We start from the raw sequence: 17,366 nt of genomic DNA on the forward strand, positions 1-17,366 counted from the left end.
AGTATGGACAAAATATTCATAATATTATAATATTTAGTTGTATGTCATAAATAATCAAAATATTCAATAAAAATACATAATTTAATAAAATGGGAAGAAGGGAACGGTATGAAAGGGTTTTACAAAAACTTCAAAATGACCAATGGAGTTTTCTTAATGTCAGTTTTTTTTATAATAATAATTCTATTAATTGGGCTTAATGGAATTAATAATATGAAAAAAATCAATCATAATATGGAAAAAATGTATAAGGACAGATTGATACCAATAACAGATGTAACCTCCATAAGAGCAGATTTTGTAAATATAAGGGTATATGTAAACAAAGCAATGAAACACTATGACAGCAGTTGTGAGAATAAAATAGAAGACTATGATAGTAGGATAAGTAAACGATTAAAAGAGTATACATCTAATAATATGGATGATGTAGATACTAAGCAAATCAATAACTTTAAGAAAAATTATTCAGAGTATATTAATATATGGAAAGGTGCAAAACAAAAATTAGAACAGGGTAAAAAAGTTTCAAGTGCAGAATTAAATAAATCAACGGAGGTTGGAGAAAGAATAGAAGCGTCTATTAAAGAATTAAAAGACCATGATTTAGAGGTTTCACATACTTTATATGATAATTCATATAATACATATGTTAATAATTTAAGGTATTTTGTAAGAATATTGTCATTAGTTTTAATAGTTTCAAGTGTATTTTGTTATTGTTCAATTAAAACGATGAAACATAGTACTAATGAAATTACATTAATATTGGAGAAACTTTCTCAAGGTGATTTGACAGTAGATATATGTAGTGATGGAAAAAATGAATTTGAAGTTATGAAAAAATCTTTGCAGAAAGCATTAAATAATGTTTCTAATATGATAAATAATATAAAATCAAAATCAAAAATAATTAGTGATACTTCTGAAAGTTTAAATGCTGTTTCTGAAGAAATGGCATCATCTACTGAAAATGTATCAAATTCAATACAAGATGTAGCAAAAGGAACGGGAGAACAAGCCCAAGATTTAGTTTCAATTACAGGTGTTCTAAATAATTTTGGTATATCATTAGATGAAATGGTAGTATCTATAGAGGAGATAAATTCTAAGTCTAATGAAATTGAAAATTCTGCAAATAAAAGTAATAGTGAAATGCAAAGACTTATTGAAACAATATTAGAGATGAGAGATACATTCAAGAAATTTACACAAAAAATAGATGAACTTGGTACAAATATAAATCAAATTAATGATATAACAGATATTATTAATGGAATTGCTGAGCAAACTAATCTTTTAGCACTTAATGCAGCTATAGAAGCAGCAAGAGCGGGAGAAGCAGGAAGTGGTTTTGCAGTAGTAGCAGAAGAAATAAGAAAATTAGCAGAACAAAGTAAAAATTCTTCTGAAAATATTAGTAATTTGGTAATAAAAATTTCTGGTGAAACAAATCAAATTGTTAGATCAAGTAGTGAAACAAATGAAGAATTAAAAAAATCTAGTGAAGTTATAAATAATTGCATTGGATCTTTTAAAACTATAATAAATTCTTTAAATAAAATAAATCCTAAAATTCAATCAGCGAATAATACAGCAGTAAAAATAAATAAAGAAAAAAATGTGATTTTAGAAAAAGTTGAAGGAGTATCTTCTATATCACAAGAGGTTTCAGCATCTTCTGAGGAAATTGCAGCATCCTCAGAACAAATGAGTGCTTCAACTGAAGAAGTTGCTCAAACTGCTGAAAACTTTAGAGAAATGACAAAAGAAGTATTAGATATTGTTGGGGTATTTAATCTTAATTAAAATTGAATTTTGTGAAAATATAATTATTTTACTATTGACATTTAACTGAGATCTGATATAATCACTTTAACAAATTAAAGTTGGAAAAAGTATGGAGGAGTAATTATGCAAAAAATTATTAGAAAGGTAAATGTAAGACAATATAATAAGTTTTATTTTAGCTGGGGTTATTATTTTTACGCTAGTTTTTTGTCTTACAAAAAAATATTCAATTTCCTTTCTAATGGGATTAAAACATATTTTACAACTGTATCCATAAGTATTTAATATTTTTATATACAATTTTAGTGGAGTTTGTAAGAGTCTCATTATGAGGCTCTTTTTTTATTATCAAAAATTAGCTTTTAAAATTTACTGAGGAGGAGAGAAAAGTGATAATTGTTATGAAACAAAATTTAGAGCAGAAAGAAATATTAAAAATTAAGGGTAAAATTGAAAAATATAAATGTGAAATTCATGAGAGCAGAGGAATAAACTATCACATATTAGGAGTAATAGGTGATACTAGCAAAATAGATCCAGATGAATTAAAAGCAAATAGAAATGTTGAAAAAGTTATATATGTTCAAGAACCTTATAAAAAATCCAATAGAATGTTTCATCCAGAGGATACTATTGTAAATATAAATAATAAGACTATAGGAGGTAAAAAGATATCAATAATTGCAGGACCATGTTCCGTAGAAAATGAAAATCAAATTTTAGAAATTGCACAAAAAGTAAAAAACAGTGGAGCATCATTTTTAAGAGGAGGAGCTTTCAAACCAAGAACATCACCATATAGTTTTCAAGGATTAAAAGAAGATGGATTAGAACTTTTGAAGTATGCAAGAGAGAAAACTGGATTACCAATTGTAACAGAATTAATGTCTCCATACTTAATTGAAAGGTTTATTGAAGATGTTGATGTAATACAAATTGGTGCAAGAAATATGCAGAATTTTGATTTATTAAAAGAAGTAGGAAAAACAAATAAACCTATATTATTAAAAAGAGGTTTATCCGCTACTATTGAAGAGTTATTGATGGCATCTGAATACATTATGTCAGAAGGTAATGAAAATGTAATTCTTTGTGAAAGAGGAATTCGTACTTTTGAAAAATACACGAGGAATACATTAGATTTAAGTGCTATTCCAGTAATAAAAAAATTAAGTCATTTACCAGTAATAGTAGATCCGAGTCATGCTGCAGGATTGTGGTGGATGGTTGAACCTCTTTCAAAGGCAGCTATAGCAGTAGGTGCAGATGGACTTATGATTGAAGTTCACAATGATCCAAGTAACGCAAAATGTGATGGAAATCAATCAATTACACCTGAAAGATTTGATGAGTTAATGAAAAGTTTAAAAGATATTTCAAAAGCTGTACATAAAGAAATTTAATGGAGTGATTAAATTGGATAAATGGGAGTTTAATATTACAATTGTTGGATTAGGGTTAATAGGTGGTTCTTTTGCCATGGCACTGAAAAAATTAAATCCTAAAAATTTATGGGCTGTAGATATCAATGAACAAATAATTAAAAAGGCAGAAAATTTAAAAATTATAGACAAAGGATACTTAGATTCCAAAATACCTTTAAGTAAATCTGATATAGTTATAATATGTTTATACCCTAATATGACAGTAAAATTTATTAGAGATAATATGAATAATTTTAAAAAAGATGCTATAATTACAGATACTGCAGGAATTAAAGAAGAAATAAGTATTAATATTAATAAAATTATACCTGATTATGTAGATTTTATAGGTGGACATCCTATGGCAGGAAGAGAATCTAAAGGATTAGAATTTGCTTCAAAGGAAATATTTGAAGGAGCGGACTTTATTTTAACCCCAAATTCAAAAAATAAAGAAGAAAACATTAATCTTTTAAAACAAATGTTAAAACAAATTGGTTTTAAAAGAATCATAAAGATGACCCCAAAGGAACATGATGAAATGGTTGCTTTTACAAGTCAACTTCCTCATGTAATAGCATCAGCACTTATGAATAGTGAAATGCTAAATAACAAAAATATATGTACAGGTGGAAGTTTTAAGGATACTACTAGAGTTGCAAGAATAAATTCTAAACTTTGGAGTGAACTTATTTTAGAAAATAGAGAAAATATTATGAATCAAATTGATGATTTTCAAAATAAATTGGAGTTCATTAAAAAATCCATAGAAAATAAAAATCAACAGTGCTTAGAGAAAATATTTGATGAAGGAAATACTAGAAGAAAGGAAATGATTTAAAATGCCTACATTAGAGGTGAAACTTTCTCATAAGAGTTACAATATTTACATAAAAAAAGGAATACTAAACGATATAGGAGAAAAATTAAAAAACATATATAGTGGAGAAAAAATTGCAGTTATAACAGATGATAATGTTTATAGAATATATGGTGATAAATTAAAAGGAATACTTGAGAAAAGTGGTTTTTTAGTAAGTTTTATAGTAATAGAGCATGGAGAAAAAAGTAAATCTTTAAGTACTCTTGAAAATGTATATAATGAACTTTTGGATTTTAAAATTACTAGAAGTGATTTAATAATAACATTTGGAGGAGGAGTTGTAGGTGATTTAGGTGGTTTTGCAGCATCAACCTTTTTAAGAGGAACTACCTTTGTACAAATTCCTACATCTTTATTGTCACAAATTGATAGTAGTATTGGTGGCAAAGTAGCAGTAGATTTGCCAAGGGGTAAAAATTTAGTAGGAAGTTTTTATCATCCTGAGGCTGTATTTATTGATCCAAATGTTTTAAAAACATTAGAAAAAAGATTTTTTCATGATGGAATGGGAGAAGTAATTAAATATGGTTGTATAAAAGATAAAACACTATTTCATAAGTTACTAAACTTTAAAGATGAAGAAGAATTATTTAATGATATAGACAATATTATTTATTCCTGCTGCAGTATAAAAAAAGACATTGTACAAAAAGATGAGAGAGATAATAATGTAAGAATGCTTTTAAATTTTGGGCATACTATAGCTCATGCTGTAGAAAAGATTTTTAATTATGAAACATATACTCATGGTGAAGCTGTTGCAATTGGAATGTATACAATAACTAAAAGAAGTGAACAATTAGGTATTACTAAAGAGGGAACTTCTGCGCTAATAAAAGAAATACTAGTAAAGTATAATTTACCCTATAGTATATCAAATTTAAATAGTGAAAAAGTTTCAGAAATAGTTGGATTGGATAAAAAGAATAAGGGGAATATTTTAAATTTGATATTGATTGAGTGTATAGGAAAAAGTTTAATAAAACCTATAGATAAAAATAAGGATTTACATAAATTCATATAAAATGAAACAGTATAAATATTAATAAAAGTTGTTTGGAAGTTAAAAATAATAAAATTAAGAGGTGATAAAAGTGAAATATTTAAAAATAAATCCATCATCCCTTTGTGGGAAAATAAAAATACCTCCGTCAAAAAGTATGAGTCATAGGGCAGTAATATGTGCTGGTTTAAGTGAAGAAAAAAGTGTAATAGATGATATAATATTTTCACAAGACATAATAGCTACTTGTGAAGCTATGAAGGCCTTAGGTATTAGTATAGATATAGTAGAAAAAAATTTACAAGATTATAAGAAAATCTATATAGAAGGTAGAAAAAAATTAAAGTTAATTAATAATAGTATTGATTGTAAAGAATCAGGATCTACTTTAAGATTTTTAATACCAATAGCGTTACTTACAGGAGATAAAATAACTTTTAAAGGAAGCGGAAAATTAGTTGAAAGACCTTTGAATGTGTATTATGAAATATTTGATAAACAGGGAATAGAATATTCTAACCATAATGGTAATTTACCTTTAGAAGTTAAGGGGAGTTTAAGCCATGGGGAATATAAAGTAAAAGGAAACATTAGCTCACAATTCATAAGTGGATTATTATTTACATTACCTTTACTAAAGGGAGATTCAAAAATTATTATTACTACAGAATTAGAGTCAAAAGCATATATAGATTTAACACTTCAGATGCTTAAAACTTTCAACATAGAAATTGAAAACAATAATTATGAGGAATTTTACATAAAGGGTAATCAAAAATATATAAGCAAGGATTACAAAGTAGAGGGAGATTTTTCACAAGCAGCATTTTGGTTAGTAGGTGGAATTATAGGAGAAAAAATAAGTTGCTGTAATTTAGAAATGGATTCACTTCAAGGGGATAAAGTTATATTAGATATTATAAAGAAGATGGGTGGAAACATAAAAATAAAAGAAGATTTTGTAGAAGTATCTAAATCTCAAACAAAAGGTATAGTCATTGATGCTTCACAATGTCCAGATTTAGTACCAATACTTGCTGTATTAGGATCAGTAAGTGATGGTACGACAAAGATAATAAATGCAGAGCGACTTAGAATAAAAGAATGTGATAGATTAAAAGCTATAACAAATGAATTGAAAATATTAGGTGCTAATATAGAGGAACTTGAAGATGGGTTAGTTATTCAGGGAAGAAAAACTTTAAATGGAGGAGTTGTAGATAGCTGGAATGATCATAGAATAGCTATGGCTTTAGCTGTTGCATCAATAAAGTGCACTGAATCGGTAATAATAAAAGGTAGTAATGCGGTAAGTAAGTCTTATCCACAGTTTTGGAATGATTTTAAGAAATTAGGAGGAAATATACATGAGTGCTGTGTGGGGAAATAATATAAAAATCACCATATTTGGAGAGTCTCATGGAAATGGTATTGGTATAGTAATAGATGGTCTATATCCAGGTATTAAGTTAGACTTAGACTATATAAAAAGAGAAATGAAAAGAAGGGCACCAGGAAAAAACAAACTATCAACTCCTCGAAAAGAGGGGGATGAGTTTGAAATATTAAGTGGCTTTTTTAATGAGACAACTACAGGTACTCCTTTATGTGCCATAATAAGAAATAATAATACAAAATCAAAAGATTATTCAAAGCTGAAAAATTTAATGAGACCTGGACATGCAGATTATACAGGCTTTGTAAAGTACAAGGGATTTAATGATTATAGAGGTGGCGGCCATTTTTCCGGTAGAATAACCGCTCCATTAGTATTTGCAGGGGCAATAGCTAAGCAGATATTATTAAGCAAAAATATAATAATAGGAAGTCATATAAAGAGTATAAAAGATATGGAAGATGATTCTTTAAATCCTATATGTATAAATGAAAATGAATTAAAAAAATTAGCAGAAAAAGAATTTGCTGTTTTGAATGAAGAAAAAGGTAAACAAATGCAAAAAATAATTTTAGATGCTAAAGATGAAGGAGATTCAGTAGGCGGGGTAGTAGAATGTGGAGTTATAAACCTTCCACAGGGACTGGGAAATCCTTTTTTCGATTCAGTAGAAAGTATGCTAGCACATATGTTATTTTCAATTCCTGCAGTTAAAGGAGTAGAATTTGGCGCAGGTTTTGATTTGAGTGAAATGAATGGTTCAAAGGCAAATGATGAATTTTATTACGAAGATAATGAGGTAAAAACATATACTAATAACAATGGTGGAATATTAGGCGGAATAACAAATGGAATGCCATTAATATTTAGATGTGCTTTTAAGCCTACTCCATCTATATCAAAAAGTCAGAAAACTATAGATATTGAAAAGATGACCAATTCAGAATTAAATGTTATAGGAAGACATGATCCTTGTATAGTTCAAAGAGCAGTACCTGTAGTTGAAGCGGCAGCAGCAATTACGATTTTGGATTTGATTTATGATAAGTAAATTTAAAAAATAATATAATAATAAAGTAAAGTACATTTAGCTTCAACATTAAATATATAGTAGAAAGTAGGTGTTTATATGGAGAATTTAGATATAATAAGAGAAAAAATAGATGATATAGATAAGGAAATAGTAAAATTATTTGAAGAAAGAATGAATGTAGTAATGAAAGTAGCTGAGTATAAACAGCAAAATAATATTCCAATATTAAATCAAAAAAGAGAAGAAGAAATTATAAATAAAAACATTTCTAGACTTAAAAATAAAGAATTAAAAATACCTACAAAAGAATTTTTACAATCACTTATGTCTGTAAGTAGAAAATATCAAAGTAAAATAATATTTGATAAATACACAAATGATTACGATAAATAGAGTTTTACTGGAGGGACAGGTTTGAAATTATTTGGTTTATTAGGAGAAAAGCTAGGACATAGTTTATCACCCCAAATACATGATTTGGTATTTCAGGATTTTAAATTAGAAGCTTACTATCATCTCTTTGAGGTGGATAAAAAATCTTTGAAAGATGCTTGTACAGGCTTTAAAGCTATTAAAGTAAGTGGATTAAACGTCACAATACCATATAAAGTAGAGGTAATGCAATATTTAGATGAAGTATCAGAGGAAGCAAAAAAAATTGGAGCTGTAAACACTTTAGTTTTTCAGGATAACAAAATGATAGGATATAATACAGATTATTATGGATTTGGTATGATGTTAGATAAATTTAAGGTTTCTATTAAAGGGAAAAAAGCAGTAGTACTAGGAACAGGTGGAGCTTCTAAGGCTGTAGTTCAATACCTTGAAGATAATGGTATTAACAATATAATATTTGCTAGTACAAATATACAAAAGGGTAAAAATATATATCCTCACCATAAAATAGTATCATATGACGAACTAAATCATTTAAATAATCAGGATATAATAATCAATTGTACTCCAGTTGGAATGCATCCTAATAATGATGAATGTATTGTTGATAAAAATATTTTAAGTAAATTTAGTGCAGCAGTAGATTTAATATACAATCCTGCCGAGACATTATTTTTGAAAGAAGCAAAAGATTTAGGGTGTAAAACTATAAATGGATTATATATGTTAGTAGGTCAAGCTATTAAGGCAGAAGAATTGTGGAATAATGTTGAGATTAAAAAAGATGTTATGGATAAAATATATGATGAAATTCTAAGGAATAGTGAGCAATAAAACAAGCATTTTAAATAAAAATCTCAACTTTTCTACATTATTAATTGTTAATTGATATTAAATGTTTCTTACCCAATATATTATTGTCCTTCGCTGAGAAGTATTTTTTACTGCGAAAGTTGAGTAGAAATATAATTATATTTTAAAAGGTTTTGTAAGATTGTGAGTGATGTTATGAAAAAAATAAATAAAAATATTGTTCTCATTGGAATGCCAGGATGTGGTAAAACAACAACAGGAAAAATATTATCACAAAAAATTAAATTAAAACTTTATGATTTAGATGAATGTATAGAAAAATCAACTGGAAAGACAATTAAGGAATTGTTTTCTAAAAGTGAAAAAGTTTTTAGGGATGCAGAAAGTAAAATAACAGAACAGATAAGCAGTACATATCCTAAGATTATTTCCACTGGTGGTGGGATAGTAAAGAGAGAAAATAATATACATGCACTAAAGAAAAATGGAATAATTATATTTATAAACAGGCCCATAGAAGATATAATTTCAGATATTAATACTAATACTAGACCACTTTTAAAAGACGGAAAAGAAAAATTGTATAAATTATATGATGAGAGAATAGAGCTTTATAAGAAGTATTGTGATATTGAAATTATTAATGATGAAACTATAGAAAAAACAATAAAAAGTATTATTGAAGCTTTAAGTATATAATTTAGATATATTATATATTTGTTTAGGAGATGTGAAGATGAATATACTGATAATTAATGGTCCCAATATAAATATGTTAGGAATTAGAGAAAAAGACATTTACGGAACAATGAATTATGATGAAATGTGTGAGTACTTAAAAAAAGAAGGAAGTAAAATAGTTGATAATATAGAAATTGTACAGAGTAATATAGAAGGTGAAATAATTAATTATATACAAAATGCTTATGGAAAATATGATGGTATTGTAATTAATCCAGGAGCATATACACATTATAGTATTGCTATATATGATGCATTAAAGGCGGTTTCAATACCAACAGTAGAAGTTCATATAAGTAATATTTATTCACGAGAGGAATTTAGGCATAAATCAGTAACAGCGGGTGCTTGTATTGGACAAATAAGTGGTTTTGGAATTTATGGATACATAATGGGAATATTAGGACTAAAAAGCAAAGTTTAAAGTATAAAGTGTAAAGTTTAAATAAGAAAATTTTTACAGTAAATAAAAAACGTATAAGATTAAGGAAGCTTTTAAGGACAATTAAAAATTAAGAGTTAAAAATTAATAATGAAGGTTGATTTTTTAAAATATTATACAATTAGTTATTTTGCCTTAAGGCAAAATTTCCTTAATTATTAATTATTCACTCAACTTTCGCAGTAAAAAAACACTTCTTAGCGAAGGGAAATGATATCTTGCGTAAGAAACATTTGAAATCAATTAAGAATTAAGAATTAAAAATTAATAATGAAGGTTGATTTTTGCTTTAGCAAAAATCTTTAATTATATTAGTTATTTTGCCCTAAGGCAAAATTTCCTTAATTATTAATTATTAATTATTAATTATTAACTATTAATTATCTTTAAAGTAAAAGGTTTCTAAGCAAGATATCATTTACCGTAGCGGTTATTTTTCACCTGCGAAAGTTGAATTAATAATTATTTTATTTTCCATTTAAGATAGATAAAATATTGTCTAATTCTTTAGTAAGTCCAGCTATTATAAGTCTATCACCTTTCATAATCCTATTATCACCTTCAGGAAGTATTTCTACTCCATTTCTTATTATTAGAAAAACTCTAAAGCCATGAGGAAAATCAATTTCCTGTAAGGTTTTATTATAAATTTCCTTATTAAGAGGTACTACTTCCATAATAGATATTTTGTTTACTGCAGAGTCCTGCAATTGTTCTACATTATCAGGTTTAAATATTCTATCAAAACAAAGAGGGAATAATATACATGATATAACAGTAGTAAGTATAAAAGCTGAATACTCTGAGGAATTTATAAGTTTTAAATTAAATGCTAATTGAGCACCAACTATCATTAAACTAAGTTGAGCAGAAAGCATAAGGGAACCTGATATAGCTTTATTTAATCCATAAGTAAATGTCATAAGCAAAGAAGGTATTAATTTTACTACAAAAATTATTATTAAGAATATTGGTATATGAAAAATAACATTTGGATTATCAAAAACAGAAGTAAGGTCTAAATTAACACCTACCATGATAAAATATATTGGTATTAAAAATCCATATCCTATTATATCTAGCTCGTATTTAAGCTCTTCTTTTTCTTTATCCAACATTAAGCTGAAGATTATTCCTGCAAGGAATGAACCTAAAACTATTTCTGTACCGATTTTATTTGAAACTGTTACTAATATAAGTATTAAAGCAAAAGCAGCACGAACACCTATATGTAAATTACTAAAGAAAGAAGTTGAAAGATCAATTTTACGAGAGAATTTTTTTAAAGATCTATATAGTAAAAAGGCTAATATGAATAGAATTATAAATAAAAAATTTTTATAACTAAATCCATAGATTATAGTTGAAGAAATAAAAGTTATTGATATTAAGCATACAAATTCACAAATCAATGAAAATATAAGTATAGTTTGCCCATATTCTGTATTTAGTATTTTTCTCTCTTTTAAAAGTGGAACTATAAGTCCCGGTGCTGAAGCTGCAAATAAAAGTGCTGTAAAAGAAATATTTTTAACAATTTGTAGATTAAATAGTATTCGCGCAATTATGTATGAAATTAATAAAGAAATACCAAACATTAAAAATGATAATAGAATTCTAAGTATGGCTTTTTTCTTTTCTTTACCTACTTTTACTTGATCGAAGTCTATTTCTAAACCACTTAAAAACAAAAGGTAAGCAAGACCTAAATGAGATAAAAAACTAATCCATACATCTTCATGTACCAGATTTAAAAAGCTTTTCCCAATTATAATTCCAACAAATATTTCTCCAACTACAAATGGAATTTTAAATTTTTTCATAGAATTAATAATAATGGGAGTAATAAATGCAAATATAGATAAAATAAGCAAAGAATCATAATTTATAGTTTCAGTCATATATAATCACTCCTTTAAATAATAGACCAAAGGTAAAAACCTATGGTCAAAATCATTTTTAGTTAATCTTTTTCAATAACTTACTTAATATATCAGGATAATCTGTTATTATTCCATCTACATTAAACCTTATCATATCAATCATACGGTTTTTATTATTTACAGTATAAGTGTTTATCATGAATTTTTTTGAATGTGCTGATTTTACAGTATTGTTATCTACACAGTAAAAGGGTAAGTGAAGTGCATTTACATTAAGAGTTTCTGCATATTGTTGTATATTATATATTAGACAACTGTATAATATTGCGGTTTTAATATTAGTATCTATAGTTTTACAGTTTTTTAATGAACTATGATTGAATGATGAAATAATAACATTATTTTGTACATTGTATTTGTGGATTTTATCAATAACTATATTTTCATGTGAAATTAAAGTATTTTTTAGTTCAATGTTTATTAGTATATTTTTATTTTTAACATATTCTAAAAAATAATCCAAGGAGGGAATCTTTTCCCCTTTAAATTTTTCGCTTTTTTTAACTCCGGCGTCTAATTTATATAACTTACTATAAGTATAATCTTTTACATAACCTGTACCATTAGTTGTTCTATCAACTTTTTCATCATGTATTATTACTGGAATATTATCTTTAGTAAGTTGAACATCGAGTTCAATACCGGTACTACCTAAGTGTAGAGCTTTTTCAAAAGCTAACATAGTATTTTCAGGATAGTAAGCACTAGCACCTCTATGTGCTATATTAAAAATATTTTTCACAGTTATGCCTCCGTATTTATTTTTCAATTATATAGTATGCAGGAAATATATTCAATGTTTTTTTATAATTATGTAAAAATGTTCATTGTGATTTAGAAAACTGTAGAAAATAATCAATAATTTATATATAATGATTAAATGAAGGAGGTTACATATATGAATAAAAGTGAATTAGTTAAAAAGGAGAGAATTGCTAGCGCATTTTTTGCTGCTTTTTTATTAATTGGTATAGCAATTTTGTATATATTTATTTCTTTATCTTTAGGAGATAATAAACTTTATGGTTTTGGAGTTTTCATTTCTTTAATACCCTTTACAGCATCTTTAAAGTTTTATTTTAAGAGAAAAAACTTTAAAACAATGATAAATCTTAGAGAACAGTGGGGACAAGAAGTAAAGCGTAAAAGGGATTTTAAATCAATAAAAAAATTATTTGATAATTTAGCTAAAAACGAGAAGGATTTTTTAATTGATGATCAAACATGGTTTGATTTGGACATGGATAAGGTGTTTTCTAAACTAGATAGAACTTTGTCTACTCCTGGACAACATTATTTATATTATATGCTTAGAAAACCTGAATTTAGATACGAATTACTTAAAAAGAGAGGTGACAAAATAAAATATTTTCAACAAAATGTAGAACAGAGAGAAGAAATTGAACTACTTTTACATAAAATAGGAACTGATTATAAAAAAACAATAGTAGATTTTATATGGGATAAAATTGACTATTCTACTAAAATGAAGCCTTTAGTATACATAATGACAATGGCAGCTATAGGTGCTATTATATTAGGTTTTACAAAAGGAGCTGCTAGTGCTGTACTTCCTATATTATTAGTATATTGTATTAATTATTATATACATTCCAAAACAAAAAAAATGGTAGGAACAGATATATCATCTATTGGATATTTAGGTAAAGTATTAAGTTCTGCACAGAAAATATCAAAAATGCAAAATGGACAGGTATTTGAAGAGTATAGTAATGAATTAAAGAAAAATATTGAAAAATGTAATTCTATAATGAAAAAATCATTAGCATTGCAAATGAGTAATACTGAAGGAATGGATATGATTATAGAATACATAAACATATTTCTTTTAAATCAAGCTAGGACTTTCTTTCAAGTTATAGATGATATTAATAAAAACATTGATTCTATAAAACAAATTTATTTATTAATAGGAGAAATAGATTCTATTATATCAATAGCTTCTTATAGGGAAAAAATTAAATATATAGAACCTACTTTTGTAGATGGTTCTAAGAGTATAGATGTTGAGAATATTATACATCCTCTATTAGAAAAACCAATAAATAATTCATTAGATATGAGGAGAAATATTATAATTACAGGGTCTAATATGTCTGGAAAATCTACATTTTTGAGAACTATAGGAGTTAATGCTTTATTTTCTCAGACAATATATACATGTACTGCTTCAAAATATAAAGGGGATTTTTTCAGGGTGGTTACTTCAATAAGTGTAAGTGATAATATTTCTAGTGGTAAAAGTTATTATATGGGAGAGGCAGAGGCATTATATAGAATAATTAAAAATACTAATGCGTATAAATATCCAATATTAACTTTAATTGATGAGATTTTTAGAGGAACAAATCCTATAGAAAGAATTAATGCAGCATCAGAAATACTTAAATATCTAAGCCAAAATAATTCACTTGTAATGGTTGCTACGCATGATTTAGAGATAACTAATATGGTTGACGATATGTATGATTGTTATTATTTTACTGAAAATGTAGGAAAAGAAGGTTTAGAGTTTGATTATAAAATAAAAGAAGGAATATCTTCAACTAGAAATGCGGTAAAAATACTTGAGTATATGGGATATCCTAAAACAATTATTGATAAAATAAATAATGCTATAGCTAATAAAAATTGATATAAGTTATTATGGTGAAAATCTCCTTCCGTAAAAGATAGGAGATTTTTTTTATTCAATGTATGTCTTTGCTCTTTATACTAAAAAAAGTATATATTTATTCACAATAATGGAATATTTATTCGTATAGCGTAATATTAATTAAATAAGATATGCAGAAGTAAATAAATAAAGAACAATTAAATGAAATTATTGACAATAAAGTTATAAAATGTTAAAATGTAATTGATTATTTTCATAAAATAAAGTTTACCCAACTTTTAAATTCTATTCTATTTTAGCTTTTCATAAAATATTTATTCCATCATGTGATGTTACTCTAATTTTCTAAATTTATATGTTTTTCAAAGTTAGTAACCTAAGAATAAAAAATGAATATATTGAATATTGAGTGAGTTAAAAATTATCTACAAACAAATTTTAAATTATATAATAGGGAGGATATAAATGAATAAAAAGGTAATTTCATTAGTAATTGCTTCAGCTATGGTTTTTACAACAGGATTAACGACTAGCGTAAAAGCATTAGAAAATAGGACAAAGGATAATAACACAAAAGGAATTTTATTTCAAGATGATGATTTTATTAAAGATTTCTTTGGAGAAGATTTTAAGATTTTTTGGGATGATGAAGAGTTTCCACAGTTTGTTAGAAGTGAATTGATGAAATGGAAAATAGAAGATTTTAATGACTTAGAAGAGTTTTTAGATAAAAATAATGATATGTTTGGATTGAAAAAAGGTGATTTTTCAGTACAAAAAGTAATAAAAGATAAGAATGGAAAAAAACATTATCGTACTAATTATCAAATAAATGATATCCCTGTATATGGTGGAGAAGTGATATTCCATACTGATGAAAATGGAAAAATGTATGCTATTAATGGGGAAATAGATAAAGAATTTGAGAATATTGATTGGAACGGAAAGATTAAAATAAAAGCATCAGAAGCTATTAAATATGCAAAAGAAGATATAAAACCTAACAAGGTATTTAGACCAAAAGCACAATTGTATTTATATAAATTTGAAGAAAAACCTTATATTGTTTATGTAGTAGAATTAAATTGTGATAAAGGAAACTGGAAAATATTTGTAAATGCAGAAAATGGACAAATCGTAGATAAATTTAATAATACACCTGTTTTGATGATGGATGATTCTGAAGTAGAAAATAAATCAAATAATAAAGAAGAAAAAAAACAAAAACCTGAAGAAGCTCAGAAGAATAAAAAAGAAAAGTCTAGTGAAGATGACGAAAATAAAAAGGTAGATAAAACTAAAACAGAAAATTCAGAAAATTCAGAACCAACAAAGGATAATAATAAAATAGAGGCAGAAGCACCAAAAGATAATACAACTACAATGGGAACAGGAAAATCTAATATTTATGGCAATGTTCAATTTCCAACCTATTATGAAAATGGAAAATATTATTTGTATAATACAACTAAAGATATGAAAGGTGTAATTGAAATATATGATACAAACCATAAAGTTAATGAGAAGAATATATACAATTATGGTAGTAAGGAAGCTGTAAAAAGAGAATCACAATTAGTAGGAGATAAAGATAATAACTTTATTGATAATAATCAAACAGCAGCAGTAGATGGTTATGTAAACTTTTCAAAAGTATATGATTATTACAAAAATAAGTTAGGTAGAAATAGTATAGATAATAAACAAATGGATATAGATGGTTTTGTTCATGTAGGTAATGAATTTAATAATGCATTTTGGTATGCATCGTATAATGCAATGTTTTTTGGTGATGGAGACGGAAAAGATCTTAGTAATATATCAGGTGCTTTAGATGTTGTTGCTCATGAATTAAGTCATGGTGTTACAAGTTATTGTTCGAATCTTGACTATAGATTTCAATCAGGAGCTTTAAATGAAGCATTTTCAGATATAATGGCATCAGCAGTGGATAATGATGATTGGTTAATAGGTGAAGATTGTACTACACCAGGAATAAAGGGGGATGCATTGAGAGATATGTCAAATCCTCATAATGGAGCTTTTAGTTCACAACCAGCTGATATGAGTGAATATAAAGATTGTACTATATATGAAGACAGGGGTGGAGTGCATGTAAATTGTGGAATAATAAATCATGCAGCTTATTATATAGGAGAAGAATTGGGTAGAGATGCTATGGCAAAAATATTCTATTCAGCTAATAAAAATTATTGGAGATATAATTCAGATTTTTCAGAAGCTAGAGATGGTGTGATTAGTGCTGCGACAGAAGAGTATGGAAAAGATAGTCATGCTGTAGATGTTGTAAAAGATGCATTTGCTAAAGTAGGAATAAAGGGAAATGATGGAGGATCAAGCTCAGGAGAATATAAATGGAATTATGAGGATATGAGTATAGAATCACCTCATAACTATCCAAATAATTACCAAAAATCACAAAAATATTCTAAAGAAGGAGCTCAACGTGTTGCAGTTCACTTTTCTAATATATCTACAGAAAATGGATATGATTATGTTTATGTTTTAGATAAAGATAGAAATGTAGTAAAAAGTTTTACAGGAAATGTATCAGATAAGTGGGTTGTAGTAGAAGGAGATACTTTATATGTATATATTGAGAGTGACGCATATGTAAATGAGTATGGATATAAGGTAGATAGAACAGCTTATTATTCTAATTAATATTTCAAAAATTTGAATTAATACCATGCCTATCATCGCTAAGACTTCTTTATATAGAAGTGGGGTAAGAGGTAATGGGCATTGTATAAGGGCTTTTAATCTTCACATTGAGTTAAAAACTCCACCTGAAGATTAGAAGCCTATTTATATTTAGATGTGATTAAGTTAAATATGATAC

At 26.5% G+C, this 17,366-nt stretch carries 14 protein-coding genes; 12 read left to right on the forward strand and 2 right to left on the reverse strand.

Annotated features, from left to right (window positions below):
* Window positions 1-135: 135 nt before the first annotated feature.
* The 10 genes from ACFIJ5_RS07055 (at window position 136) to aroQ (ending at window position 9,904) form a co-directional block, all read left to right on the forward strand.
* Window positions 136-1,809, forward strand: a complete 1,674-nt coding sequence (locus ACFIJ5_RS07055) for a methyl-accepting chemotaxis protein (protein ID WP_379809562.1) — start codon at window positions 136-138, stop codon at window positions 1,807-1,809.
* A 371-nt stretch (window positions 1,810-2,180) separates the two neighbouring features.
* Window positions 2,181-3,194, forward strand: coding sequence for a 3-deoxy-7-phosphoheptulonate synthase (aroF, locus tag ACFIJ5_RS07060; protein ID WP_379805468.1), 1,014 nt, complete (start codon window positions 2,181-2,183; stop codon window positions 3,192-3,194).
* Window positions 3,195-3,207: 13 nt separating this feature from the next.
* Entirely contained in the window at window positions 3,208-4,056 is an 849-nt protein-coding gene (locus tag ACFIJ5_RS07065) for a prephenate dehydrogenase (protein ID WP_379805471.1), read from the forward strand.
* Between the two features lies 1 nt (window position 4,057).
* Window positions 4,058-5,122 (forward strand): 3-dehydroquinate synthase, encoded by a 1,065-nt coding sequence (aroB, locus tag ACFIJ5_RS07070; protein WP_379805473.1) that lies wholly within the window; start codon window positions 4,058-4,060, stop codon window positions 5,120-5,122.
* Between the two features lie 70 nt (window positions 5,123-5,192).
* On the forward strand, window positions 5,193-6,491 hold the full coding sequence (aroA, locus tag ACFIJ5_RS07075; protein WP_379805476.1) for a 3-phosphoshikimate 1-carboxyvinyltransferase: 1,299 nt from the start codon (window positions 5,193-5,195) through the stop codon (window positions 6,489-6,491).
* Window positions 6,469-7,548, forward strand: a complete 1,080-nt coding sequence (gene aroC, locus ACFIJ5_RS07080; protein ID WP_379805478.1) for a chorismate synthase — start codon at window positions 6,469-6,471, stop codon at window positions 7,546-7,548. The genes aroA and aroC overlap by 23 nt, the downstream gene beginning before the upstream one ends.
* 78 nt (window positions 7,549-7,626) lie before the next feature.
* Window positions 7,627-7,923: a chorismate mutase gene (locus ACFIJ5_RS07085; RefSeq protein ID WP_379805481.1), complete on the forward strand. Its 297-nt coding sequence runs from the start codon at window positions 7,627-7,629 to the stop codon at window positions 7,921-7,923.
* Between the two features lie 21 nt (window positions 7,924-7,944).
* The gene (aroE, locus tag ACFIJ5_RS07090) at window positions 7,945-8,760 is read left to right on the forward strand and encodes a shikimate dehydrogenase (RefSeq protein WP_379805483.1); all 816 of its coding nucleotides are present in this window, start codon (window positions 7,945-7,947) and stop codon (window positions 8,758-8,760) included.
* A gap of 174 nt (window positions 8,761-8,934) precedes the next feature.
* Window positions 8,935-9,438 carry a shikimate kinase gene (locus ACFIJ5_RS07095; RefSeq protein WP_379805486.1) on the forward strand — a complete coding sequence of 168 codons (504 nt, stop codon included), beginning with the start codon at window positions 8,935-8,937 and terminating at the stop codon, window positions 9,436-9,438.
* 37 nt (window positions 9,439-9,475) lie between these two features.
* Window positions 9,476-9,904: a type II 3-dehydroquinate dehydratase gene (gene aroQ, locus ACFIJ5_RS07100; RefSeq protein WP_379805489.1), complete on the forward strand. Its 429-nt coding sequence runs from the start codon at window positions 9,476-9,478 to the stop codon at window positions 9,902-9,904.
* Window positions 9,905-10,389: 485 nt separating this feature from the next.
* Here aroQ and ACFIJ5_RS07105 read toward each other — a convergent pair whose 3' ends face one another.
* On the reverse strand, window positions 10,390-11,823 hold the full coding sequence (locus tag ACFIJ5_RS07105; protein WP_379805491.1) for a cation:proton antiporter: 1,434 nt from the start codon (window positions 11,821-11,823) through the stop codon (window positions 10,390-10,392).
* A 58-nt stretch (window positions 11,824-11,881) separates the two neighbouring features.
* The gene (locus ACFIJ5_RS07110) at window positions 11,882-12,607 is read right to left on the reverse strand and encodes a glycerophosphodiester phosphodiesterase (protein ID WP_379805493.1); all 726 of its coding nucleotides are present in this window, start codon (window positions 12,605-12,607) and stop codon (window positions 11,882-11,884) included.
* A 156-nt stretch (window positions 12,608-12,763) separates the two neighbouring features.
* Here ACFIJ5_RS07110 and ACFIJ5_RS07115 point away from each other — a divergent pair, with 156 nt between their 5' ends.
* Entirely contained in the window at window positions 12,764-14,521 is a 1,758-nt protein-coding gene (locus ACFIJ5_RS07115; protein WP_379805495.1) for a MutS-related protein, read from the forward strand.
* 447 nt (window positions 14,522-14,968) lie between these two features.
* Window positions 14,969-17,188 carry a M4 family metallopeptidase gene (locus ACFIJ5_RS07120; RefSeq protein ID WP_379805498.1) on the forward strand — a complete coding sequence of 740 codons (2,220 nt, stop codon included), beginning with the start codon at window positions 14,969-14,971 and terminating at the stop codon, window positions 17,186-17,188.
* The last annotated feature ends 178 nt before the right edge of the window (window positions 17,189-17,366 follow it).

Origin of the sequence: Haloimpatiens myeolchijeotgali (assembly GCF_042688525.2) — a bacterium.
Classification (GTDB): domain Bacteria; phylum Bacillota; class Clostridia; order Clostridiales; family Clostridiaceae; genus Haloimpatiens.